The organism is Haloarcula marina, assembly GCF_024218775.1.
Classification (GTDB): Archaea; Halobacteriota; Halobacteria; order Halobacteriales; family Haloarculaceae; genus Haloarcula; species Haloarcula marina.
In genome coordinates this window covers 2,902,646-2,925,297 of record NZ_CP100404.1, presented here as the reverse complement: position 1 = coordinate 2,925,297, position 22,652 = coordinate 2,902,646, and the positions used below count along the sequence as shown (strand labels likewise).

Genomic DNA, 22,652 nt, shown 5'->3' with positions numbered 1-22,652 from the left:
GTTTCGGAAGGGTTAAAAATCGCCCTCGCATTCGTTCAATTGCTATCGCACGGGCCGGTGGGGTAGCCTGGTATCCTTCGGCCTTCGGGTGGCCGTAACCGCGATTCGAATTCGCGCCGGCCCACTACCTACAAACCCTTTTCGGGTTTCTATGACACTTAGCGGCGGCTTTAGGCGGAGGTCCACGTGAGTCTCTCGGCCGTCGGGAGCGGCTCATCTGCGATACCTGTGGCGAGGTCATTGAGGGCCAGCTCCAGCACTGTCCGGCCACTGACGACGGTCGGAGGTGTCGGCCATGATGTCGAAGCCGACGCCCGAAACCCCCTGTCTCACGCAGGGCAACTGGCTCCGGTGTCCGACCGACTCGCGTCACGCCGACGGCCGCGAGTACTGCGGCTAGTGCTTCCTCGACGGTGGGACCAGAGTCGACGGGTTCGGCGTCGAGATGTACCTTATCACGTACAAGAACGGGACGAAGCTACACCGGAGCGTCGACACAGGCGAAGAGTTAGACAGTTCCGAGTTTGGCAACCACGGCTATCCCGACGACACGCTCACCGACCGACTGGCGAGCGGCAAAGCGTCCCTCGATCATGAGTTCGAGTGGGACCGCCAGCACACTACTGGGGATGACGCGTAGATGCGCTCGACGACGCAGGGCGGCGACAGCAGGGACAGGATGCGCTGTCCGAACCTCGCTGACCGAATTGGCGAGGCCCGGCCCCTGGCTGGACGCCGACCTACTGACCAGCGCCGGTCGGAAGCAATTCGTCATCTCCGTCATCAACGACATCGATAGTCTCGAACGCGTCTCCCCGTGGCGTGCCGTCGAGAAGCGCCTCGCGAACGACCGCTATGCCGACGAGGCCCGGAACCCGCTGGACCAGTCGCGGACGGCGATCATACAGCGCCTCGACAAGCGCGAACAGTGGCTCCGGCTGAACGGCGAACGTCCCGACCGGGTCCGTTCGGCCGCCGCGAGTCATGCGAGTGCTGTGAAGCCGACGGCTTCGTGACCGCCGCCCACCTCCGCCACCGCGACGCAGAGGAACGTACCCGACTGACGGAGGGGTGGTCTCCCGACCGCGTCGACACGGGTGCGACAACGTCGGCGATAGAGACTGCGACGCTCGGCGAGTACGCGACCGACGGCGGTGAGGAGTTATGACCGGGGTCTCGACCAGCATAAGGAGGTCATCGACCTCCAGACCCACCGCATCGGTGCGAACCTCGTGTTCGACGAGGGTGGTCCCTCTCCGTACTGGGCGGTGGTCAGTCAGTACGAACCGGACCTCGAAGACCGCGGCGAGACGTTCGTGTTCAACGGTACGGAGTACGAGATAGTCCGCTCGACGCATTGGACGGGCAAGATAGATACCCTACCTTCGGCCACGTTCGACGGCACGATGAACGAGTACAAACTCGGGATGTATGCAGCGGACGACGAGAACGATGAACTTGGTGCGGACTTCACGTTTCGACCAGGATTTCCAAAGGCGAGGCACATCGAGACGGGCGAACTCATCAGCGTGATGCCGACGCAGTCCCCTGAATCCATCCGTGTACAGGTCGAATCGACGAACCTCTCACAATTTGAGGTGCTCGGATTGGTTCAGTCGCTCGCATCTCCTCCAGTTCTTCAAGCCGGTTGAGCCCATCAACCATCGCTCGAAGTAGATTGCTGTCGCTTACCTCAGCCGAGGCGGGAAACTTATTTAACAAGTCCTCATACTCCGACTTGGGGATACTACCCTGCAGTCGGACGGTATCTTAACCCATAGCCGTCCGGTTTCGGTGGCGCCAAAATAAGTGTGAAGTAGCTACGGTGCAAAAATAATCAGCTAAGCAGCTGACGCCTAACAGGCTTATTTATAGCCGAGATCAGCAAGACGCTCCCTTGCCTCCTGACCGATCGCTCGTTTCTCGCCGCCAATATCAGATGGAGATGCCTGCATATGCTGGCTCATCTCTTCCGGGATTTGTTCTGCGATGATTTCGCCAGTTGATACATCAACGACAGCTGTGTCGTCGCCCCACTTGATGTACTTTCTACCAGCGGCTTTGTCGTAGACGGCAGTTGCTCTGCCGGAGAGATTCTCGACGTATTCATGAGCCTCAGTGACCTCGATCGGAGCGTACCGGAGATCGTGATCTGCAGACGCGATAACTGGCTTGTCGTGGATCATTGCATCACTAGGCCGGGCATCGCCAGCCACTGCCTTTCGAATGACAGCAGGCATTCGTGTTAATGAGGTGATGCCATCGACGGTCTCCGTGCCGGTTTCATTCGGGTTTTTGATGAGCAACGGCACATGGAGTAGTTCCTCTGGTACACCGCCAGTGTGGGTAAGGTGTCGAACATCGCGAAGTCCACATTCCTCGCCGAAACAATCACCGTGGTCGCTGGTTACGACGACGAGTGTGTCAGAGAGTTCGTCCGTTGCCTCTAGTGACTTGAACAGGATCTGAATTGCGGCATCAGTTTGGTGGATTGCTCCGTCGTACAAATCCTCAAGTATCTCGGTTTGCTCCCACGACCGATTGCCGGCGATCAGCTCCCATCGGATGTCCGTTTTGCCACGATACACACTATTTGGCACGGGGCCCCACAGATTGTGTGTTGGCGTCGGGAGATATGGCTGGTGAGCGTCGGTAAAATTGAGGCACGCACCCCACGGATCGGTCGTTTCGTCGATCCAATCGAGACAGCTCTGTGCGACCGCCTTACCAACTGGCTTCGGGCGGTACTGAAACCGTGATGGGAGAAATGGAGACCCACGGTATCTCATCGCAACACCGTTCAACAGCGATGGTACCGGGTTCGGATTGTCGAGACAGACAGAGAGATACGACTGTGGATTCATCCCCGATAACTCAGTTGGATTGAGGCCCGACGGGAATGGCGGTTCTTCGGTCGAAAAATCGCTCTTGATTGTGTCGAACCCTGCCGTCAGGCCGTATTCAGGCAACGTAATGAATGCGTTTCTGGAAAACACGCCCGTTTCGTATCCTTCTTGTTGGAGCCATTTCCAGACGGTGTCCCCATGCACGAGAGCGCGATCGCGACCATGAAGTGAATGATCTGTTGCCTCTACGCCGGTGAACATGGAAACGTGGCTCGGCAAACTGAGGTTGCTCGGAGCCCGTGCCTGCAAAAAGTTCACACCAGAAGTATGTGAAAGAAATGGCGTCGTGTCGCGATGGTAGCCATTGAGACTGCAGTTGGCGGCCCGTACAGAATCCATAATAAGAACGAGGATATTCGGTGGCATGCTCTGAGAATGTCTGTCGACCCGTATTGAAATTTCGGACCGTTAGTACCCCTTAAACCTAATGCGTAGTTATACATTATTCACTACTGAGAGCAATTGTAAGGTGGATATGGAAGGAAAAATCTAATTCAAAAATCATATCAAATTGCGAAAGAGGAGGGAATTCAGGATCTATTTTTAGCATCCAGACGATACTTGCGCAATTTTATTCCCAGCCACCACTACTTGAAAGGTCAATTTCAGTCAGAGGTGCAAATGGAATGTAGTGGTGTGAATGTTACATTTGACACCACCAATCAAATTGCAAAATCCTGGTTTTATCCGCGATATATGGGTGGGGAATTACACGAACCTGCTTTTACATATCGCCTTCTTGAAAGTCTTCATCAGGATAGTGTGTTCTACGATATCGGAGCAAACGTGGGTTATTTTACTCTATTTGCGTCAGAAGTGTGTATTGATGGCGAAGTTCATTCGTTTGAGCTGGATTCGAAGTTTGTCGACTCGATCAAAGCAAGTCTCCAGAAAAATGGGACCTCCGCAGTTATCAATCAGAAAGCTGTTTCCAGTGAATCAGGCAATACGATAAGATATACAGATTCTGCTGCTCCGAGTGTCACTGATCAACAATCAAACGCGAACGAATCTGAGACAATAACGATAGATGAATATCAACGAACGCATGCTGCACCAGATGTGATGAAAGTTGATGTAGAAGGGTTTGAGTACGAAGTATTACTGGGTGCGAAAAACACACTCAATGATACAGATATAACGGTTTTATTTGTTGAAATTCACCCAGATCTACTGAACCAATATGGACATGACAAATACGATGTTTTCACACTCCTTGACGATATGGATTTCAAAATCAGAGAGCTAGAAGACCATAGATCCCAAAACCCATCAGGACTGCATAGCTCAGATCCCGATGAAATAATGAGTAACACAATGTTGGAATGTCGTCTATAATTGTCTCTTGTTTTTGAGACTTTTCAACGATGATACTTGATGTAGATCGTCCCACGAGCCAACACCCACCTTCGAAATGCCGCGCGTGTCGGTCAGACCGTCGCGATCACGACTTCGAAGGGCCCCCGCCGCGGCCGGAGCCGCAGCGTCAGTCCGGTGAGCGCCAGTTACCGAAAGACGGCGGATGGCGCGCCTTCGCTGTCGACCACCGCCTCCGGCGTTCACCAATCGAACTTACTTGCACTAGATGCGACGACATCGACGACGTCGGATGGGACTGCGCGAGTGGCCCGGCGGAGGCGGTAACAGTTCTCGAAATATCTGGATATATACGATTGCCGGGCAAGTGGCTAACCAACAAAACCGGCCATTTCCCCGTGAATGTTGGTTAATACACTCATGCCCCGATCTCGTTGGCAACATCATCGAGATCACCGCCCGACACACCCCGTTCTCGAAGGAGTTGGAGTGCCGCTGAGGTACCGCCGTCCCGGCCAGGAAGCGGCATACCACTGAAGAACAAGCGCCGCGGCGAGCGGCGGGTCGGGCTACCACCAGAGACAGCCGATGCCGTCCAAACCTACATCGACGAAGACCGCCACGGCACCCACGACGACAACGGCCGCCACCCGCTCCTCTCGAGTTTTCGAGGCCGTCCTCGCAGGAGCAGCGCTGTACCGACTGGATCGCCAGCAGCCGACGCCGTATGCACATGTAATCTGTTCACACCAATCAACGACCGGGATACTACCCTGTGGCCGGAAAGTGTCTTCAGTACTAGCTGTCTGGTTTCATCGGGGTAATGACAAAAAGGGGAGTTGCTACTCCCACACCCGATATTGCCGTGACAACCCATAGCCGTCGTTGCGTATAATCCCGGTCGACTTTACGATGGTTACTATTGAGCATGAATGAATAACTCGCGGTCGTGAACTATAATCGGAATGTGCACCTGCCAGCGTCCAAACTGCAATCGTAGGTGCGTTTTCAGGTTAGGCGGTGAGGACAAATATTCCCAATAGCGACTTGATTGACCTGAATGTGAGATACATCATGAGCGCACCGACCGCCCATCGGCGGGCAGACCACTGAGAAGCTGGTCCGGCAGTCCTAAGCTCTCGATCAACGATGATGCCCAGTATCCCGGCGCTTGCAGGAACAAGAAGCCAGAGGTAGTAGTCGTGGACCAGGAATCCGCCGGGGAACACAATCAACACGCCCAAGCCTGCTGCAAGCAATCCTTTCATCACAGCCCAGTCTGGTCCAGCGTAGCCTGATGCGATTCCTAGGGCGACGATACCTGCTAGAAATAGTGGGTGCACGGACGGAGCATACATTCCAGCGTACTCTATCCATGTCGTGTAGAACTCCGGTTTAATCAGTTTGCCAGCGGAATTTTGGATCATGTATCCACTATAGTCGGAGGCACTCGGTAACGTCTGATAATACAAAAAGAGGGCCAGTGCTGGCAGCATAGCGACGGCATAGGTACAAAGCAAGCGGAAGGCCGCTTGCCATGACCTAGCGGAAGTCAACGAATAGTGCGGTACAAGCAGCAATGCAACAATGCCCGTCCAGAAATGATTCAGCGTGCCTATTCCAACACTGATCGCACTCAGAATCAGTTCGCGTCGGTTCTCCGTGTCGAGGAATTGAAGGTATATAAGTATTCCAAGAAGTCCGAACAGGAGGTCGATAACGTATGGCGTTCCGACAGCACTCATCAAGATGTGCTGTGGATTTAGAATCATGATAGTGGCGGCAGCGTAACTTCCTAACATAGACACTCCGAGTCTTCGTAGTATTTTGTAGAAGACGTATATTGAGGCCGCGCCACCGATAACTGTCACTACTCTAATTATCCAGGGTTCCAACCCGAAGAACGGCACCCACCAGGCTAATACACCATGTAAATTCGCGCCGGCAAATGAATACGAGCCGTGGCCACCAGGAATCGGATGGCCATGGACAGCAGTGTCACGAGCCACTTCAAGCATGTTCTCCTGCACAGCGCGCCGATACCATGCAGGAAATGGACTTAGCAGAACCGGAATACGGAGAAGAAAATATAACAATAAACTCACAATAGCATAGAATCCCTTGCCCACATGAATATCACGAGAGTCCAATACGGAACCTACTACTATCATTTCTACTTGATTAACGGTTTCATGTTGGTGACAAAGTTATTAAGGTTTATTGATGCCGTTCTAGTCATTACGAGAGGTCCTTGTTCCGTTAAAGTCCGCGGGTGGCCAGTCCCTGAAATTTAGGCCGGTGAAAAGTTCTATCGAAACATCCCAGTTCCAGCTTTGACTTTCATTGGCTCTGGTGAACCGCTGGATAGCATCGGCTTCTACTGTCAGAACTAGAGAATTAAAGCGGGAAATCACCGATGATATATGTAGGTATTATTTTACTTCACGAGCAAAGTCGTTCAGTTGGCTAAAAATGCCGTGGTGAGCGAGGCGAAGTCGCTGTACTGCCTTCGGGTTTACCTAGGAAAATCCTACTGAGACGCGTTAGATATGCTGAGCGAAATGCCAGAAATACTTAGGTAACTCTGCCTCAAAGCGGCTGATCTCCCAGACCATTCGACGCTAGTGGAGTGGTTTGACAGAATCAAGATATCAATCTGACGAGTGTTGATGCTCCTCTCGGCGCAGCTGCACGACTCGAGCGGTCACGCTGCTATGACGCGATAATTTTCGACCGCGAAAACGCGAGCAAGCACTACTGTCGTCGGATGAAGTACCGCGTTCAGACACTCAAACCAACAGCTCTCGTCGACACAGAAAGCGACGCGATTCTGGACGTTCACTGTACGACTGAGAAACGCGGCGACACACAGCTCGGTGGGCAGGTCGCCCACCGCAACGCGGGCGACCTCACCAGTCTCGCTGCCGACAAAGGATATCATTGGATAGATTTACGCAAAAACTCCGCGAAGAAGACGCTAGACCGTTGATCAAACATCGTGAGTTCCAGCCCATCGATCATGCGCACAACGTGCGGATTGACGGCTCCTCGATACCGTTAGCGAGCATATGTAAGGCCGTCTTCTCGGCGATTAAGCGCGTGCTCGGCGACGCCGTAGCTACGCGAGCTTGATGCGGCGAATTCCGAGAACTTGTACTGGTGGTTGCGGCTTACAACATCAAGCAGGTAGTGGAACAGTGAAATCACGCTACGTATGGCGAGTCACCATAGCCCTTTGATCTCTTTTGCGACTCGGTTGCCTTACCGCTCCGGCGGGCTTGCGGTGGTCAGGTCGTAGGGACCACGCCAGCGGTTGTCAACGACACTGATACTGGTTCCAGTGACGGTAATATGGCGGAGCGCTACGCTGTCGTTGAGATCCCGAAAGCAGAGGCAGGTCGTCTCGCTGGAGGCAGCGTTTTCCAGTGCCCCGAAAATACGAGCCTAGACCCTGTCCCTTGTCGGTGGGATGCGTGATCGAGTCTGCCAAATTGACGACTAGACCCTGGAAATCGTTGACTGGTTATTGAAAAACCCCGTCGACCGTCGTCGGAATCTGCTGGGTAATCGGAGATAAGAACTTATTCAGATGCTATCTGTCTACCTGATTATTTCTTGTGGCGCCGCTGGGTGGAACGCCTTGGACGAACAGCATCAGCGTCCCGTCAGTATAAATCTGTGCGGGATTCGGGTAACCGGGCTCCCGTGGTTTGCGTCGGCGTAGATCTGCCCAGTGCGCCGACCGATGCATTCTCTATCCTTCGATGTTCAGGTCCCCGTACACTGCCATGACTCCATCTAACATCCCTTCTAGGGTGAACATCTCGCGGACCCGCTGCCGCGCTGCGGCGCCGCACTCCGCCCGCAGGTGCGGGTCGCCCAAGAGCGTCGCGAGCGCATCGGCCAGATCCTCGCTGTCCCGCGGCGGCACTGTCAATCCGGTCTCGCCATCCCGGCTCACCCACGGAACGCCCGTCGGGAGGTCGGTATTGACAACCGGCAGTCCGCGGGCCATAGCCTCCAGCTGGACGATGCCGAACGCCTCGCTCGGTTCGACGGACGGGAGCGCGAACACGTCGGCGGCGGCATACCACCGGTCGAGGTCGTCGTCCGGGACGTAGCCGGGGAAGACCACGCGGTCGGCGACCCCCAGCGAGTCGGCCAGCGCTTCGAGTTCCCTGCGCCGGTCACCCTCGCCGACAACGACGAAGACGGCGTCCTCAACCTGCGCCGCCGCCCGCACGAGGTACTCAACGCCCTTGTAGTAGGTCAGCCGGCCGACGAACAGCACGACGGGACGCCCCTCTATCCGCGGGTCCGTGACGGGATCGGCGTCGCGCACCTCGGGGTCGATACCTAGTGGGACGACGCTCGTCTTCCCGACGTGTGGGGCCAGCAAAGTTGAGTTGTTCCGCAAGCGGGGGGAGGTAGTGATGATGTGGTTGACATCGGCGAGAACCCGCTCCAGCAGCGGGCGGTAGAGCCGGAGCGCCCGGGCCTGGCGGACGATGTCGCTGTGATAGGTAACTATCGTCGGCGCGTCGGGGCGGACGAGAAGGTGGCTCACCACCGCCAGCGGATTTGGAAGGTGGTAGTGGACAACATCGGCGTTAGCAGCTGCGTCGGCGAGCGAGCTAGGGAACGTCGGGGCGAGTGGGGTTGAGAGGACGGTCCCGATGGTCCCAATGCGACGAACAGGGACACCGTCAACGCGCTCTCTGGTGCCTTGAACGCGGTCTGTTCCAGCTAGGACACACACATCGTAACCTCGGCTGTGGAAGCCATCCGCGAGTTGCTTCACGGCGTGTTCAACCCCACCGATGGCCGGATGATAGAGCTTGTTCACCTGCAGGATGCGCATAGGAGTGGTTCGCTTCACATACGCCAATCTGTCGGATAACCGTTCGCATAACTCAATTCTCGCTGACGATGGCTCACATTCGTGGGTCGTTGCTGCTCCACGGATAGACGAACGTGCTCGCGCCGTTCTCGATCCCGCGTTCAAGCAGCAACTCCTTCGCGCCGCCGATTTGCGAGCGGACCGCGTCGGTGTTGAGGTCCATAAACCGTTCACGGTCGACCGTGTGGATCCCGATTCCCCATCCGACGTCCTGCAGGTCGCGGAGTTGGTCCAGCGATAGGGCTCGGTCCGAGAGGTCGAAGTCGTCGTCGAACTCCCGGCCGACCTCAAGACTCCCGCCAGTGCCGGTCTGCAGCGAGAGTCGCGCAGAGTGGGTGCCGCTGTAGAGGTCCATTGTTTAGACGTAGAGCGACCCGTTCTTGACGTCCCACTCGTTAATGTTGTTGAAGTCGTTGACCTGTTCGCTGGCGTCGAGGTACCGGTCCGGACTGGCGAACGCGGTCCGATGTTTGTTGATGATCCCAGTCTGTTTCCGGTTCGACTCGACACACCTAACCCACCCCGTCGTCACCACCGAATATGCGCCAGTTCGTCGTCGTCGGTCACGACGCACCCACGACACCCGACTTCTCGTTAGACGACCTCGCCGGGGCGGCCGGTCGCTTAGACGTCCTCTGTCGCTGTGTCAACAGCGCGTTCTTCCTGAGTCACGCCATCCGCGAGGACGTGCGCGCCCACCTCGTCCTCGCCGACGAGTACACGGTCTCCTTCGAGGGAAGCGACCTCCGCCGCCTGAATCCCGACGAGCGGTCGACGGCGGCGCTCGTCCGCAACGCACTCGAAGAGCGCGAGGAGGCCATCGGGCACATCCCGGTCGAAACGTCGCCGGGGGTCTCGCTCACCCGGCGCGGATTCGAGGGGACGCTCGACGCCGTCGCCCGCGAGGGGACGGTCGTGCAACTCCACGAGGACGGGGACCCCGTCGTCGACGTCGAGACGCCGACGGACCCGGTGTTCGTCCTCTCGGACCACCACGACTTCACTGAACGCGAGGCGTCTCTGCTCGCCGAGGCGGCCGAAGAACGCGTCTCGCTGGGGCCGAAGGCGCTCCACGCCGACCACGCCATCACCGTCGCGCACAACTACCTCGACACCGAGGGGTTCACGACGTACTAGCGCAGGGTTTAGATATAGGGTTCGACAACCGAACACCCATGTCAGTTCGTCTCCCGCTCTTGCCTCGCTGGCTCCGCTGGGGGGCCGTCGCCGCCGTCGGTGCGTTCATCTTCTACGCATCTATTCTCACTGTACCACCTGAGACCGTAGTCGACACGGCGAAGCCCGAATTACTCCCGCTGGACAAGTGGCGGCACTTCGTTGCCTACGCGACGCTCGCCGCGACGGTGGTGTACGCGACTGCCGACCGAGACGGCCGCTTGCGCTGGGTCGGCCTCTTGCTCGCGGGCGTGGCGCTGTACGGCATCGGTATCGAGTTCGGCCAGTCGTTCCTCCCCAGTCGGTATTTCTCGCTCGGTGACGCGTACGCGAACGCCCTCGGGGCGGTGCTGGTGTCGCCGTGGTTCCTCCTCCGGCGACACGTCGAGTTCCGCCCGGTTCGAGCGTGGCTTCCCGATGCCGTCACTCACTCCTCGTGAACGGGTCCCAGAAGACACTTTGCCCGTGCTTCCCAGACGGGGCTATGGACCAGTGGCGTCGCTACCAGGCTCGTCGACGGGTCGGGGGCGGTGAACGGTGACGGACCGGACGCTCGACCGCCGGACCGTCCTCGCCTCCCTCGCGGGTGCCGCGGCAGCCTCGCTCGCCGGGTGTTCGTTCTTCGAGGGCGGCGAGGACGGCCCGGCCACCGAAGTCGAGGGTGACCGCGCGAGCGAACTCGCCGCCCGGTTCGCGCCCACCCTGTACTTCGACGAGAACGAACCGTGGTTCCCGACGGACCCGCGGCCTTACACCAGTCAACGCGACGGCGAGACAATCGTCGACGGATTCGACGCCTTCGACGGGTACCACGAGCGATTCACCGGCGAGACGCCGCCGGACCCGACGGTGTTCTACCACGTCGTCGAGTACGCGGACTCGCCGCTCGCCGTCGTCCAGTACTGGCTGTACTCGGCGTTCGACCAGTTCACGACGAACTTCCACTGGCACGACTGGGAGGTGCTGCACGTCTTCGTGGATACGGACTCGGGGGAGCCACAGCTCTACGTCGCCAGTTCGCACTCCCGGAAAGTCCCCAACAACGAGTTTCTGGACCCGGACCCCGAACGCGTGCCGCGCATCCTTTCGGAACTCGGGTCGCACTCCAGTGCCCTCTCCATCAACGACCAGGCCGACCGGTTCCAGCGGTTGCCGACCGACACGGACCTCGCGGACATCACCAACAGCGCCATCCGGACGATAGAGGACGTGGCGACCATCCCGCTGGCGTACGGCCTGCCTCGGGACGAGGGCGGGCGATTACCCTACGTCGTCCCGGAGTACGAGGGTGCGCCGCTGTACGAGCACTCCGACCTGCCGTCGGTCGAACAGTCCTCGCTCGTCAGCGACGACCTGACGGTGCGGTCGTTCGACTCGCTCACGTCGCCGCCGTCGGACCTGCCGGGACGGACGACGGGACTGGTGTTCGACTACGAGGACCGGGAGGGGAGCGACGACGCCGACATTCAGTACTCGCTCGTCCCGACGGCCGAAATCGAGTCCATCACCGACTTCACCGGCCCGCAGTTGAGTTTCGAGTTCGCGGTGCCGAAGTTCGGCGAGGACGCCATCGCGGGCCACATCACGACGACGGGCGCGCCGTGGGGGCAACCGCGCTACCAGAACCCGGCGGCGGACATCACCGAACCGAACCATCGGGCGGCGCTGGCCGAACGCTACGACGCCATCGGCGAGGCCGCGGCGGTCAACACTATCGTCGCCACCGTCTCCGAAGCGGTGACGACCGACGACGCGCCAGAAGACGAGGGGCTGACGACCGAGCAATCGACCGTCGAAGCGGTCACGCTACTGGAGAGCGACCCCGAGGCGGTGCCGACGTTCGGCGGCATCGCGGCGGTACAGGACGTGCCCGCCGGCGAGCATCGCCTGACGGTCAACCGCGCGGGGACCGCCCCGCACAGCGAAACGGTGTCGGTCAGCGCCGACGGCGGGCCGACGGTTGCGGGCGTCGACGGCGATATTCCGCTGGTCGCCCGCGAGAACGCCCGGAAACTGGAACTGGACCCGGCAGAGGCCGACAGCGACCTGACCGCCCTCGCCGTCGAGGACGACTTCGCGGGGCGACTGTACGACGCGCCGCTGTCGGGGCCGGACGCGGTGTACGTCCACTCGGGCGGAGCCTACACCACGGAGGTCCGGGACGCAGAGGACGCCGTCGGGGCGTTCCGGGTGAACCCGGACCCGGCGGCGGAGGAGTCGGTCCGCATCGCCGAACCGAACACGGGCAAGGCGTCGCTGGCGACGTTCCTCGCGGACATCGCCGAGGAGACGCGAGCGGCAGTCGCGGCGACGGTCGACGACAGCGACGACAGCGACGATGATGACGGCGGCCGAACGAGTTCCGTCCGCGGCCTCGCACAGGCGCTCGAAGCCGTGGGTGAGGCCGCGACTCGGGCGTCCGAACGAGCGCGGGCCGGTGACCGCGGGAACGCCGACCGGCAACTCGAAGCGGTCGCCGAGCGACTCCAGCGCGTCGCGACGCGACTGAGCGAGGCCAGCGACGACTTACCCGACCCGCTCTCGAACGCGGCGCGCAACCGCCTCGAACAGGCCACCCGGCGCACCGAGCAGGCCCGCGCGTCGGAGAAACTGTGAGCGCGGGTCTGCCGCGTTACCGACGGTAGGCCGCGGCCGCCGCGAGGACGGCCAGACACCCGCACGCGACACCGGGCCACGGCGTCGTCGTGAGTATTCGGTCGCCCGCTTACGCGTCTGTCACGGCGACAGGCCGAGGCCGGACCAGAACTCGGGGAGGCGCTCTACGAGCGCGTCTCGCAGGGCTGTCGGAGACACGACAGAGCGGCGAGTGACGGCAGTATAACCGTCGGGTCCGGAGAGTCCGGACTTCCGGCGGCGGTATCGAGACGCGCTACGCGCCCAGCCACCGAGCGACCGCACCGAGCAACAGCGCGAGTGCACCGGCGACGAACGTGCCGGGAACCGGGAGGACGAACAGGACCGCACCGGCCAGTATGACGATACTGGATACTCTCATCGAGTCAACAAGTCCGCCCCCTCGACGGGTCAATCTTGTGGTGGAATCGTCACCGCTACGTCGGTCGGTCTCAGACTCCCGTCCATGTCCGAGGACCTCGACTGGGAGACGCTCGACGCCGAAATCGCCTACACGTGTCCGGGGTTCGACGTTGTCCACGAGGACGTGCGCCTGCCCGACGGCACGGAGACGGATTTCGACTTCCTGCGAGAGGGCGACAGCGTGGTCGTCCTGCCAGTCACCGCCGACGGCGAGGTGGTCGTCATCGAGGAGTGGCGACAGGCGGTCAAGCGCGTCAATCGGGGGCTGCCCGCCGGGAGTATGGAGGCCGAGGACGACGACCCGGCGGCCGCCGTGGACCGGGAACTCCGCGAGGAGACGGGCTACGAGGCCGAGGAGGTCCGGCATCTCTACACGGCGGAACCCGCGAACGGGTACGCCGACTCGGTGTTCCACTACTTCCTCGCGGAGGGGTGTGAACCGTCGGCGACGCAGGAACTGGACTTCAACGAGTCCATCCGCGTCGAGACGACGACGTTCGACGACCTCCTCGCGGACGTTCGGTCGGGGGAGGTCCGCGACGGACGCTCCGTCGTCGGCATCATGTACTACGCGCTGTTCGAGCGCTAGTCCCGGAACACAACCCTTAGGCGCACCCCCCGCCCACCACGGACAATGACGAACTTCGAGGTCCGTGCCTACGACGCCGCGGGCCGACTGGGCGAACTGGACGTCCCCCGGGCCGGCGTCACCGTCGAGACGCCGACCATCCTCCCGGTGGTCAACCCGCACGTCCAGACGGTCGACCCCTCGGCGCTCGAATCCGAGTTCGGCGCGGAGATACTCATCACGAACAGCTACATCCTCCACGGTTCAGAGGACCTGCGCGAACCAGCCCTCGAACGGGGCCTGCACGACCTGCTGGACTTCGAAGGGGCCATCATGACCGACTCGGGGTCGTTCCAACTCGCCGAGTACGGCGAGATATCCGTGACCACCGAGGAGATTCTGCAGTTCCAGCACGACATCGGGTCGGACATCGGGACGCCCGTCGACATCCCGACACCGCCGGACGTGGACCGCTCGCAGGCAGAAGACGAACTCGCGACCACACAGGAGCGCCTCGAAATCGCCGCGGGCGTCGACACCGGCGAGATGCTGGTCACCGCGCCGGTGCAGGGGTCGACGTATCCGGACCTCCGCGAGCAGGCGGGGGCACACGCGAAGGCGACGGGACTGGACGTGTTCCCCCTCGGCGCAGTCGTCCCCCTGATGAACGAGTACCGCTACGCCGACCTCGCAAACGTCGTCAGCGCGTGTAAACGCGGCCTCGGCGAGGCGGGGCCGGTCCACCTGTTCGGCGCGGGCCACCCGATGATGTTCGCGATGGCGGCGGCGCTGGGGTGTGACCTGTTCGACTCCGCCGCGTACGCGCTGTACGCCCGCGACGACCGCTATCTCACCGTCCGCGGGACGGAACTGCTCGACGACCTCGACTACTTCCCGTGTGAGTGTCCGGTCTGTACCGAGCATACGCCGTCGGAACTCCGCACGATGGGCGAGGACGCCCGCGAGGACTTGCTGGCCCGGCACAATCTCTACGTCACCTACGGCGAAATTCGCCGCGTCAGGCAGGCCATCCGCGGCGGGAACCTCCTCGAACTGGTCGAGGTGCGCGCCCGGGGCCACCCGGCGATGACCGACGGCTACCGGGCGCTGTTGGACCACGCCGAGCAACTCGAACGGACCGACCGCGTCTCGAAGGACGCCTTCTTCCACACCTCCGCCGAGAGCGCGCGCCGCCCCGAAATCCTGCGCCACCAGTCGCGTCTCGACCGCTTCGAGATTACCGGTGACACCGTCTTGCTGACCGAGGGCGGGTCCAACGACCGCTACGACGAGACGTGGGGCGTCCGGCCGCCCTTCGGCCCGTATCCGCGCGAACTCGGCGACACGTACCCGCTCACCGCCGAGGTACCGGACCGACTGCACCGCGACGCCTACGAGGCGGCCGCCGACGGCGTGGCCCGCCTCGTCGACTGTCACCCCGACGTGGCGTTCACGCTGGTCCACGACGACTGGCCCGCGTCGGCCCTCGACCGGGTTCCCGAGACCGTCGACTTGCGGGACCTGCACGCGCGGGAGTAGCCCGTCGGCCTCGCGCGCGGCGGCACGCGGCTATTCGCGCTCGTCCCGGCATCTCGGGGTAGATGGCCTCGAAACCCGATTTAGTTGGTTTTCAACCGGCTTAAACGGCGTTAAATCGGCCCGAAATCGGCTTCAGCGCCGCCCCCCACTTTATCCCTCTCGCCGGAAGGCCGAGATGCGATGTTCGAAGCAGACCCCGTCACGATGGTAACGCTCACGACCGACGCGGCGCAGACGGCCATGCAGGCCGGGCCGCCCGCAGACCTGCCCGCACAGGTTCCCGACTTCGTCGGGGACATCCTGGGCGAAGTCGGGTCGCGGGCCAGCGAGGCCACGGACGGACTCGGCGAGACGATTAGCGGCCTGACACCGGGCGGCGGTGAGGCGGCCGAAGGTGCCGACGCGGCGGCCCACGGTCGCGGCGCGAGCGAGGCCGCGAGCGGCGCCCCCGGTAACTAGCGTCTCGTCCCGCTGACGCTCCCACACGCGCGGTCGGTATCGTCCCGGCCGTCGCGTGGCCCCTCCCCACGCACCCTTCACCCCGTCCCTGACTCGTCCGTCTCTCCCCCTCGCCCTCCGTCCCACCCCATTCTCGGTGATGCCGTCCGAGTCCGTGGTGCCTTTCACCGCACCGGCAGTAACCTCGGGTATGAAGAAATCACTCGACGAACACGCCGACCGATTTTCGGACCACGCCGCCGACTACGACGAGAGCCAAGACTCGCCGGAGTACCGGGCCTGTGCGGACTTCGTCGTCGCCCACGCCGACCCGCGCGAGGACGAGGTGGTCCTCGACGTGGGAACCGGGACGGGTGCTATCGCCTTCGGCGTCGCCGACGCCGCCCGCGAGGTCATCGGTCGGGACATCAGCGAGGGGATGCTCGACGAAGCGCGGGAGAAAGCCAGAGCGCGCGGCGTCGAGAACGTCTCCGTCGGCGAGGGACGGTTCCGCGACCCGCAGGTCCCCGAAGGCGTCGACGTGGATGTCGTCACCTCGAACTTCGCGATGCATCACCTGGGCGACGAGGAGAAGCGCGAGGCCATCGACGCCCTCGCCGGACTGGAACCCCGGCGCATCGTCCTCGGTGACGTGATGTTCTTTGGCGAACCGAACCCCGAGGACCCTTTCTACAGCCCCGAAGTCGACGACCCGGCGACGGTCGGCGTCCTCGTCGACGCCTTTACCGACGCCGGGTACGCCGTCACGGCCGTCGAGATGGTGTCCGAACAGGTCGGCGTCCTCGTCGCGGACCGGCAGGCGCCGTCAGTGTAACTGCTTCGTGATGTCCGAGGAGGAGACCATCCCGACGTAGTCGTCGTCGACCACGGGGAGGTGGTTGATGCCGAAGTTGGTCATCATCGCCGCCGTCTCGCCCAGCGGGAGGTCCGGCGGGACGGTTTCGACGGACTCGGTCATCAGGTCCGAGACGACCAGTTCGGCGGTGTTCTGCTCCTTCGCGACGGCATCGAGGATGTCCGTGCTGGTGATAATCGATGCCGGGGCGGTGGTCACGAGCAGCGCGCTGATGTCCTTATCGCGCATTGTCGCCGCCGCCTCGACGATGGAGGCGTCGGGCCGTATCGTCACGAGCGGCGTCGTCATGATGTCTTCGACGAGCGTTTGGTCGTTGGTCATACCCACATTACTCGGCCGCGGGGGATATTGCTTTTCGCCTCGTCGCAACTATTTCGGCTCGAGACGGCTCCCGTCTCGCGGGCAGTAGTCGTAGGCCTCGACGGTCGACTGGAAGCCACAGTGCGGACACTCCTGTGCCACCGGCGAGTCGTCGCCGCCAAAGCCCCGAAAGAGGATGGGGACGAACGGGAGAAACAGGAAGACGAGCAGGGTGTCGAAGTACCACCACAGCGCGACGGTGATGGCGACGCTCACCGCGAGACCGACCAGCGCCGTCAGGGTTCGCGACCCGGCCATACGCGTCGTAGCGGTTCGACGCCGAAAAGTCCGGCCGTCTCGGTCGAAGAGCAAGATAGTTCACTCCCCACCGACGACGCTACTGCATGACCGACTATTTCGAGGTCCACGAGCGCGACGGGGCCGCGCGACTTGGCGAGTTGCGCCTCGCCGAGTCCGTCACGACGCCGGCGCTTGTCGACGACGTGGACGCCGATACGCCCGGAGACGTGCATCGTCTCCTCGACGACGCGGGGAGTCTGTGGCCCCGAGAGCGCGAGGCACCTGCGGGGGACGATTCGGCGGTGACGATTCTCCCCCACCGCGGGCTTCCCGCGGGGACGCCCGACGAAGTCGCCGAGGCGTTCGCCGACGCGCCCGCCGACGTGGACTTTCCCAGCGGGGCCGTCGTCTCGCCGGACACCGCCACCGACCACGCCGCCGACGTGACCGTCCTCGCGGGCGCGCCGGGGTACGTCGGCCACGCCGCCGCGTTCGTCGACGCCGTGACGACCGTTCGGGCGGCCGTCCCCGCCGACACCGCCCTGTATCTGCCGGGCGTCGCCACGCCCCGGAACGTCGCGACGCTCGTCTACGCGGGCGTGGACCTCGTCGACCCCCACCGGGCCGTGATTCGCGGCACCGAGGGTCGGTACCTGACGACCGACGAGGCGTACTTCCTCGAAGACTTGGACGAACTCCCCTGCTCGTGTCCGGCGTGTCAGGTCCCGCGCGAGGAGTTCTCTCGGGAGGACTGCGTCGAACACAACGTCAACGCGCTGGCGGCGGAACTCCGACGGGTCCGCCGCCGCATCCGCGACGGCCGCCTGCGCGACTACATCGAAGGGCAGGCCCGACAGGACAACTGGCTCACCGCGACGTTCCGCCGACTCGACCAGCAGTACGGCTACATGGAGGAGCGCACACCGCTCATCCGCCGCGCGCAGATAGCCGCCGCGAGTGAGGACGCCATCCGCCGCGTCGAGATTCAGCGCTTCGCCGAACGCGTCACCGAGCGCTACGTGCCCCGGTTCGACGACCGGCCGCTGGTCATCGTCCCCTGCTCCGCTCGGAAACCCTACAGCGACTCCCAGAGCCACAAACAGTACCACGACGCCATCCAGTGGCGCGCCCACGTCGTCTCGATGACCTCGCCCATCGGCGTCGTCCCGCAGGAACTCGAACTCACCTACCCCGCCCAGCACTACGACTCCGTCGTGACCGGCCGGTGGACGGCCAACGAAATCGAGTTCGTCTCACGGGTGCTCGAACGCTACCTCGAAGACGCCGACTACCCCGAGGTCATCGCCCACGTCCCCGGCGAGGGCTACCGGGACATCTGCGAGAACGTCGCCGAGTCGCTCGATATGGACTTCACCTACACCGTCCGCGACCACCCGACGACGGCCGATTCGCTGGGCAATCTCGCCGCCGAACTAGAGGGATGGGACACCTACCGGAAGTCCACCCGTGAGCACAACACTATCCGCGCCATCGCCGACTACCAGTTCGGGGCGGGTGCGGGCGACGAGATGTTCCCGGACATCGGCACGCAGGGTCGGTACCCGCAGTTACGGGCCGACGACGCCGACGGCGAGCAACTCGCCGCCCTCGCCCAGCAGTACGGTGTCCTCTCGCTGACCAACGCGGGCGCGCGCCGCTGGGTCGAGAGCGACGTGCCCACCAAGACAGTCGACATCGAACCGTTCGTCCCCCACGGGTCGGTGCTCGCGCCCGGTATCACGGACGCCAGCGACGACATCCGCGTCGGCGACGAGGTGGTCGTGCGGGGCGACGCCGCCTTCGGCGTGGGCCGCGCGGAGATGAGCGGTCCGGAGATGCGCTCCTCGACGCGGGGCATCGCAGTCCAGATGCGCCACGTCGACGAGCGGTAGGCGGGACGCGGCGCTCTCGGGTCAGTTACGAGTCGACGGGCCGAATCGACCGCTCCGCGGGTGCGCGAATCCGACGGGAGTGAGAAAACCGGCCGAGTGAGTTCAGACCGGAGAGAGCGTCTTCTGGTCTGTCAGGTCGAGATACGAGATTTCGACGTCGCGCATCTGGGGCTCGGTCAACTCGCCTTCGTCGACGAGATAGTCGTTCCAGGCGCGAGCGTTCGCTTCCTCGTCGAACTCGATGAGGACGACGATATCGTTCGGGCTATCGGTGGACTGAAAGAGCTGATACCGCTGCCCGCCGTATTCGGCCCGGCGAGAGTGATACCCCTCGAAGTCGGCCCGCCACTCGTCGACGTCGTCCACGGTCGCTTTCACGTGCATGTACGCCATTGGGTTCACCTAGTAGTCGATACGACGGACGAGCCCAAGAGCTGATATTGCCGCTTACTGCTATTTTTGCGACAGATAAACACACGCGTCGGACGGCCCACTCGCCACCCATCTTTTTTGCCCGGCGTCGGCTACCGAAACCGATGGCCGGAGCGCTCACGCTGTATCTCCTCGTCGTCGCCGCGATGGTCGTCTGTTTCGCGGCCGCGTACGCCTACTACGAGGCGGCCGCGATGCCGGTGAACGCGCTTCCGCTCGAACTCACCGCCCGCGACGTGGCTGGCGTCACCGTCGCCGCCCTCGCCGTCGTCGTCTCGATGGGGGTTCTCGGCGACGTGGCGGTCTTCGACCCCGAGACGGACGTTCGCGGCCTCGGGATGCTCGTCGTCGGGGCCGCCGTCCCGCTGGTCCTCGGACTGGTCGCCCTCGCGAGCAGTCGGACCCTCGCCGGTCGCTGGCGTCGCCTCCACCCCGACGACGACGTTCCGACGGGGCGTCTCTCGCCGGGCCGGGTGGCCTGCACCGGGACGGTGACCGACGAGACTGCGGGGACCGCGCCGGTGACCGACCGCGCGGCCTGCTGTTGGGCGTGGGAAGTCGAGGTGCGAGACCCGCACGGCATCGAGGGCCTGAGTCGGGGCGGCGAGCAGTGGGTCGTCCGGGATGGCGGCGTCGGCGGGGTTCCCTTCGCCGTCGACGACGGGAGCGGGCCGGTGTGGGTCGACCCCGCCGACGCGACGGTGGACCTCGGGAACACGCGGACACTCGCGCTTGACGCGGACGAGCGTCCGGGCGAGGACTTCCCGAATCCCGCGCCCAAAGTCGAGCGCGACCACCGAGACAAGTCCCGTCGCTACGAGGAGTCCGTCGCCGCGCCCGGCGACCTCGTGGCTGTCGCGGGGACGGCGAGACGGACGGACGACGGCCTCACCGTCGACGCGGGCCACGTCGCCGTCGGGTCGCTGTCGACGGCCGCAACCCGGTACCGGAACCGGGCGGCGATGTACGGCCTCGCCGGACTCGTCGGCGTCGCCGTCGGCCTGCGTGCGCTGGCCGGCGTGTTGGGCGTGGTCTGACGGCGTGGACCGCGCGGCTTATCGGCCGTGAGACGGTACTCCGCGTATGGCCACGGGAACGACCCACCGGGTCCCGCGCGGATACCGGCCCGCGATAGCCTTTGCCGCCCTCGTCCTCTGCACGTCGCTGATTCCGGTCCCGGAGAGCGGGAGTACCGCCGTCCCCGCACTCCTCGGCGTGTCGCTGGACAAGTGGGTCCACGCCGGGAGCTACGGCCTGCTCACCGGCTTACTGGCGTGGGGTCGGCGGACGCGCTCCGTCGCCGCCGTCGCCCTCTTCGTCGGTGTCGCCGTCACCTACGGAGCGGGCGTCGAGGTGTTGCAGGGCCTCGTCGCCTCGCGGTCGACGAGCGGCGCGGACTTCCTCGCGAACGCCGTCGGGGCGGTTCTCGTCGGCGTCGCGTGGCTGACGGTCGGTCGCTCAAACGACGACTGAGCCTCCGGCAGGCCCTTTGTGCCGGTGTCCGAAGCGCCTCTATGCCCTCCCGCAGACAGTTCGTCGCCGCCGCCGGCTCGGCTCTCGCGGCCCTCGCCGGATGTGTCGACGGCGAAACGGACCCGGTTACCGCGGTTCCGACCACCGACCGCACGGTACGGTCGGCGACGGAAACAGCGGCCGAACCGCCCGAAACCGATAGACCGACCGATACCGAAGCGCCGACCGAGGATTCTCTCGCGGAGTGGTCCCCCGCGTGGACCCTCGAAACGGAGTTCGGGCACGTTCTCGCGCTGACGCGAGACGGCACGGACCTCTACGCGACGCTCAGCGACGACGGGTCGCGCTCGGCTATCGCGGCTGTCGACTACGCGGCCGAACGCCTCCGTTGGCGGACGGCGTTCGAGGGCGACGCCGTCGTCACCTCGTTCCTCGAACAGGGGAACGCACGCGATAAGTGGGGCGTCGGCGTCCGCGACGGGACGCTGTACGTCGTCACCGGGAACACCGACGACTACGCGTGGACGGCCCTCCACGCGCTCGACCCGGCGACCGGCGAGCGCCGCTGGTCGTTCCGCCGCGAGCGGGAACTGACCGTCGCCGGCGTCATCGGCGACACCGTCGTCGCCGGTGGACGCGAGTTCTTCGTTCCCGAGTCGACTCACGACACGCCCGAGGAACCCCTGCCGACGGCCGTGTACGGTCTTGACGCCGCGAGCGGCTCGGTCCGGTGGACCCGTGAGTTCCGTGGCGTCACGGCCGGCGGGACGGCCGCGAGTCGGGTCGTGGTCGGCGAGGGTGACCGGGTGACCGGCCTCGACGCGGAAGGGCACACGCTGTGGTCCGCCTCGACCACCGACCCGCGTGCGGTCCTCGCTGTCGGTGACGGCGTCGTCGTGGCCGCTGCGGACGGCGAGGGGTCGACGCTCCGTGCGTTCGGTTCCGACGGCAAAGAGCGGTGGCGCGATACCCGGCCGGTTGAGGAGTTCCTCGCGGTCGGGGACCGCCTGTACGCACTCGGCGACGAAACGGTCGCCTACGACGCCGACGGCGACGTTCGCTGGCAGGTCGACGGCTACAGCCAATGGCCGCTACTAGCCCCCGACGGGGAGACGCTGTACGCTCGTGCGGCGGTCCGGGCCAACGCCGTCGACGCGTTCTCGATTCCCGGCGGCGGCCGTCGGTTCCGCTACGAGACGCCCTCGAACAACGGGTGGCCCGCGGGCGCGACAGACGAGATGGTCGTCGCGGAAGCCATCACGCCGGACCTCGCGGACTTTACGAGTCTGTACGCCGTCGACGGGGAGTCGGGGTCCCCGATGGCCGTCTATCGGCCGACGGACGCAGTCTTCGACGTGGCGGGCGTGGACGAAACGGCCTACGCCGCCATCGGCGACCGTGTGGTCGCCTTCGAGCGGCCCGAGTGAGCGCGGCGTCCGGGCGAACGAAGGCGATATACGCGCCCGTCGGCTACGGC

At 63.2% G+C, this 22,652-nt stretch carries 25 protein-coding genes, 1 tRNA gene and 1 pseudogene; 18 read left to right on the top strand and 9 right to left on the bottom strand.

What is annotated here, in order from left to right:
- Positions 1–51: 51 nt before the first annotated feature.
- The 5 genes from NJQ44_RS15570 (at position 52) to NJQ44_RS15550 (ending at position 1,652) form a co-directional block, all read left to right on the top strand.
- Positions 52–124, top strand: a tRNA-Pro gene (locus tag NJQ44_RS15570).
- Positions 125–445: 321 nt separating this feature from the next.
- Positions 446–640, top strand: coding sequence for a hypothetical protein (locus NJQ44_RS15565; protein WP_254272250.1), 195 nt, complete (start codon positions 446–448; stop codon positions 638–640).
- 67 nt (positions 641–707) lie between these two features.
- Entirely contained in the window at positions 708–1,016 is a 309-nt protein-coding gene (locus NJQ44_RS15560; RefSeq protein ID WP_254272249.1) for a hypothetical protein, read from the top strand.
- On the top strand, positions 1,013–1,168 hold the full coding sequence (locus NJQ44_RS15555; protein WP_254272248.1) for a hypothetical protein: 156 nt from the start codon (positions 1,013–1,015) through the stop codon (positions 1,166–1,168). The genes NJQ44_RS15560 and NJQ44_RS15555 overlap by 4 nt, the downstream gene beginning before the upstream one ends.
- Entirely contained in the window at positions 1,155–1,652 is a 498-nt protein-coding gene (locus NJQ44_RS15550) for a DUF7845 domain-containing protein (protein ID WP_254272247.1), read from the top strand. The genes NJQ44_RS15555 and NJQ44_RS15550 overlap by 14 nt, the downstream gene beginning before the upstream one ends.
- Positions 1,653–1,865: 213 nt before the next feature.
- On the opposite strand, the gene NJQ44_RS15545 is transcribed toward NJQ44_RS15550, so the two are convergent.
- A complete protein-coding gene (locus tag NJQ44_RS15545) occupies positions 1,866–3,272 on the bottom strand; it encodes a sulfatase-like hydrolase/transferase (RefSeq protein ID WP_254272246.1) in 1,407 nt (468 codons plus the stop codon).
- A gap of 255 nt (positions 3,273–3,527) precedes the next feature.
- Here NJQ44_RS15545 and NJQ44_RS15540 point away from each other — a divergent pair, with 255 nt between their 5' ends.
- Entirely contained in the window at positions 3,528–4,244 is a 717-nt protein-coding gene (locus NJQ44_RS15540) for an FkbM family methyltransferase (protein ID WP_254272245.1), read from the top strand.
- A 992-nt stretch (positions 4,245–5,236) separates the two neighbouring features.
- On the opposite strand, the gene NJQ44_RS15535 is transcribed toward NJQ44_RS15540, so the two are convergent.
- Entirely contained in the window at positions 5,237–6,253 is a 1,017-nt protein-coding gene (locus NJQ44_RS15535) for a glycosyltransferase family 39 protein (RefSeq protein WP_254272244.1), read from the bottom strand.
- Positions 6,254–6,685: 432 nt separating this feature from the next.
- Here NJQ44_RS15535 and NJQ44_RS15530 point away from each other — a divergent pair.
- A pseudogene (locus NJQ44_RS15530) lies at positions 6,686–7,424 on the top strand (IS5 family transposase).
- 553 nt (positions 7,425–7,977) lie between these two features.
- On the opposite strand, the gene NJQ44_RS15525 reads toward NJQ44_RS15530, so the two are convergent.
- From NJQ44_RS15525 to NJQ44_RS15515, 3 genes are all read right to left on the bottom strand, one after another.
- Positions 7,978–9,084: a glycosyltransferase gene (locus NJQ44_RS15525; RefSeq protein ID WP_254272243.1), complete on the bottom strand. Its 1,107-nt coding sequence runs from the start codon at positions 9,082–9,084 to the stop codon at positions 7,978–7,980.
- A 73-nt stretch (positions 9,085–9,157) separates the two neighbouring features.
- Positions 9,158–9,478 carry a polysaccharide deacetylase family protein gene (locus tag NJQ44_RS15520; RefSeq protein WP_254272242.1) on the bottom strand — a complete coding sequence of 107 codons (321 nt, stop codon included), beginning with the start codon at positions 9,476–9,478 and terminating at the stop codon, positions 9,158–9,160.
- Positions 9,479–9,481: 3 nt separating this feature from the next.
- The gene (locus NJQ44_RS15515; RefSeq protein ID WP_254272241.1) at positions 9,482–9,655 is read right to left on the bottom strand and encodes a hypothetical protein; all 174 of its coding nucleotides are present in this window, start codon (positions 9,653–9,655) and stop codon (positions 9,482–9,484) included.
- Positions 9,656–9,663: 8 nt separating this feature from the next.
- Between NJQ44_RS15515 and trmY the strand changes: the two genes are divergently transcribed.
- The 3 genes from trmY to NJQ44_RS15500 all read left to right on the top strand — a co-directional run bounded on the left by trmY (position 9,664) and on the right by NJQ44_RS15500 (position 12,915).
- Positions 9,664–10,260 (top strand): tRNA (pseudouridine(54)-N(1))-methyltransferase TrmY, encoded by a 597-nt coding sequence (gene trmY / locus NJQ44_RS15510; protein ID WP_254272240.1) that lies wholly within the window; start codon positions 9,664–9,666, stop codon positions 10,258–10,260.
- A 38-nt stretch (positions 10,261–10,298) separates the two neighbouring features.
- Positions 10,299–10,739, top strand: coding sequence for a VanZ family protein (locus tag NJQ44_RS15505; RefSeq protein ID WP_254272239.1), 441 nt, complete (start codon positions 10,299–10,301; stop codon positions 10,737–10,739).
- Positions 10,740–10,836: 97 nt separating this feature from the next.
- Positions 10,837–12,915, top strand: a complete 2,079-nt coding sequence (locus tag NJQ44_RS15500) for a hypothetical protein (protein WP_254272238.1) — start codon at positions 10,837–10,839, stop codon at positions 12,913–12,915.
- A 274-nt stretch (positions 12,916–13,189) separates the two neighbouring features.
- Here NJQ44_RS15500 and NJQ44_RS19500 read toward each other — a convergent pair whose 3' ends face one another.
- A complete protein-coding gene (locus NJQ44_RS19500) occupies positions 13,190–13,315 on the bottom strand; it encodes a hypothetical protein (protein ID WP_256557177.1) in 126 nt (41 codons plus the stop codon).
- 84 nt (positions 13,316–13,399) lie between these two features.
- On the opposite strand from NJQ44_RS19500, the gene NJQ44_RS15495 reads away from it, so the two are divergent.
- The 4 genes from NJQ44_RS15495 (at position 13,400) to NJQ44_RS15480 (ending at position 16,736) form a co-directional block, all read left to right on the top strand.
- Entirely contained in the window at positions 13,400–13,945 is a 546-nt protein-coding gene (locus tag NJQ44_RS15495) for an NUDIX hydrolase (RefSeq protein WP_254272237.1), read from the top strand.
- Between the two features lie 45 nt (positions 13,946–13,990).
- Entirely contained in the window at positions 13,991–15,463 is a 1,473-nt protein-coding gene (gene tgtA, locus NJQ44_RS15490) for a tRNA guanosine(15) transglycosylase TgtA (protein WP_254272236.1), read from the top strand.
- Positions 15,464–15,643: 180 nt separating this feature from the next.
- Positions 15,644–15,922, top strand: a complete 279-nt coding sequence (locus NJQ44_RS15485) for a hypothetical protein (protein ID WP_254272235.1) — start codon at positions 15,644–15,646, stop codon at positions 15,920–15,922.
- Positions 15,923–16,112: 190 nt separating this feature from the next.
- Positions 16,113–16,736, top strand: a complete 624-nt coding sequence (locus tag NJQ44_RS15480; RefSeq protein WP_254272234.1) for a class I SAM-dependent methyltransferase — start codon at positions 16,113–16,115, stop codon at positions 16,734–16,736.
- Here the strand turns inward: NJQ44_RS15480 and NJQ44_RS15475 are convergent.
- Both NJQ44_RS15475 and NJQ44_RS15470 read right to left on the bottom strand, forming a co-directional pair.
- Complete coding sequence (locus tag NJQ44_RS15475; RefSeq protein ID WP_254272233.1) at positions 16,728–17,099, bottom strand: CBS domain-containing protein; 372 nt, start codon at positions 17,097–17,099, stop codon at positions 16,728–16,730. The two genes, NJQ44_RS15480 and NJQ44_RS15475, sit on opposite strands and share 9 nt — an antisense overlap.
- 48 nt (positions 17,100–17,147) lie before the next feature.
- Complete coding sequence (locus NJQ44_RS15470) at positions 17,148–17,396, bottom strand: hypothetical protein (protein ID WP_254272232.1); 249 nt, start codon at positions 17,394–17,396, stop codon at positions 17,148–17,150.
- A gap of 86 nt (positions 17,397–17,482) precedes the next feature.
- On the opposite strand from NJQ44_RS15470, the gene arcS reads away from it, so the two are divergent.
- The gene (gene arcS, locus NJQ44_RS15465; protein WP_254272231.1) at positions 17,483–19,270 is read left to right on the top strand and encodes an archaeosine synthase subunit alpha; all 1,788 of its coding nucleotides are present in this window, start codon (positions 17,483–17,485) and stop codon (positions 19,268–19,270) included.
- 102 nt (positions 19,271–19,372) lie between these two features.
- On the opposite strand, the gene NJQ44_RS15460 is transcribed toward arcS, so the two are convergent.
- Complete coding sequence (locus tag NJQ44_RS15460; RefSeq protein ID WP_254272230.1) at positions 19,373–19,663, bottom strand: antibiotic biosynthesis monooxygenase; 291 nt, start codon at positions 19,661–19,663, stop codon at positions 19,373–19,375.
- A gap of 143 nt (positions 19,664–19,806) precedes the next feature.
- On the opposite strand from NJQ44_RS15460, the gene NJQ44_RS15455 reads away from it, so the two are divergent.
- From NJQ44_RS15455 to NJQ44_RS15445, 3 genes are read left to right on the top strand one after another with little or no spacing between them, the layout of a single operon-like run.
- Positions 19,807–20,739 carry a hypothetical protein gene (locus NJQ44_RS15455; protein WP_254272229.1) on the top strand — a complete coding sequence of 311 codons (933 nt, stop codon included), beginning with the start codon at positions 19,807–19,809 and terminating at the stop codon, positions 20,737–20,739.
- A 46-nt stretch (positions 20,740–20,785) separates the two neighbouring features.
- Positions 20,786–21,175 (top strand): VanZ family protein, encoded by a 390-nt coding sequence (locus NJQ44_RS15450; RefSeq protein WP_254272228.1) that lies wholly within the window; start codon positions 20,786–20,788, stop codon positions 21,173–21,175.
- Between the two features lie 41 nt (positions 21,176–21,216).
- Positions 21,217–22,602, top strand: a complete 1,386-nt coding sequence (locus NJQ44_RS15445; protein ID WP_254272227.1) for an outer membrane protein assembly factor BamB family protein — start codon at positions 21,217–21,219, stop codon at positions 22,600–22,602.
- Positions 22,603–22,652 lie beyond the last annotated feature (50 nt).